Origin of the sequence: Bacillus pseudomycoides DSM 12442, assembly GCF_000161455.1 — a bacterium.
Classification (GTDB): Bacteria; Bacillota; Bacilli; order Bacillales; family Bacillaceae_G; genus Bacillus_A; species Bacillus_A pseudomycoides.
This window is the reverse complement of the sequence record NZ_CM000745.1, coordinates 5710242-5711075: the sequence shown is the minus strand read 5'-3', so window position 1 is coordinate 5711075 and position 834 is coordinate 5710242. Positions and strand designations below refer to the sequence as shown.

The window sequence follows — 834 nt, the reverse complement described above, 5'->3', positions numbered from 1 at the left end:
TGATCCAAACTTTCAAATTTCTTAAGATAAAGCGGGATATAATAGGATACTAGTTTCTAAACTGATCCTCCTGAAAAACCTCTGTAACCAATAGGTCTTGGTATTACTACATCTAAATATCCGATTGGATGGGAATTTAGATGTATAGCCAAGCACAAGGTGGATATTTTACGGGTAATGTAACTAAAAACACCGTATCTTATTTTAAGTGTAGTTTGGTATGAACAGCCTATGTTATGACTTGGAAACAGTACATGGTTAAAAAAGAACATTTTGATGTTAGGTAACGACGGAGGGTTTTTTGTTCTACTCATCTTAAGATTTGAAAAACTATAATATATCCCAAAAATAATAAATATAGACAGTGAACGAAGGTGCTCATGTAAGGACCTTTTTTATATTCTGTAAAAATAGAAAGGAAGATGAATATGGCAAAATTTATTTATCCAACAGACACAATGAGAGTAACAAGCGGTTTTAGAGGTGACAGACCAGATCATCATGGGGTAGACCTTGCTGAAGCGGGGTATCATCCAATTTATGCAGCGGCTAGCGGGAAAGTTAGTCGTTCTTATTTTTCATCTAGTTATGGTGAATGTATTATGATTGTGCACACCATTGATGGAGTTACATGGGAAACTGTATACGCTCATATGCGTAGTGGTTCTCGAACGGTTAAAGAAGGCGATTATGTTACACAAGGACAAACAATTGGAGTTATGGGAAGTACGGGACAGGCTTATGGTCAGCACTTACATTTTGAATTGCATAAAGGTGGCTGGAATATTAATAAGAGTAATGCTGTGAACCCGTTAGACTACTTGGGGAAAGGGG

1 protein-coding gene is annotated in these 834 nt (G+C 36.7%); it reads left to right on the top strand.

What is annotated here, in order from left to right; all coding sequences use genetic code 11:
• Positions 1 to 428 precede the first annotated feature (428 nt).
• The coding region (locus BPMYX0001_RS28870) for a M23 family metallopeptidase (protein WP_033799573.1) at positions 429 to 834 on the top strand (406 nt) is incomplete at its 3' end.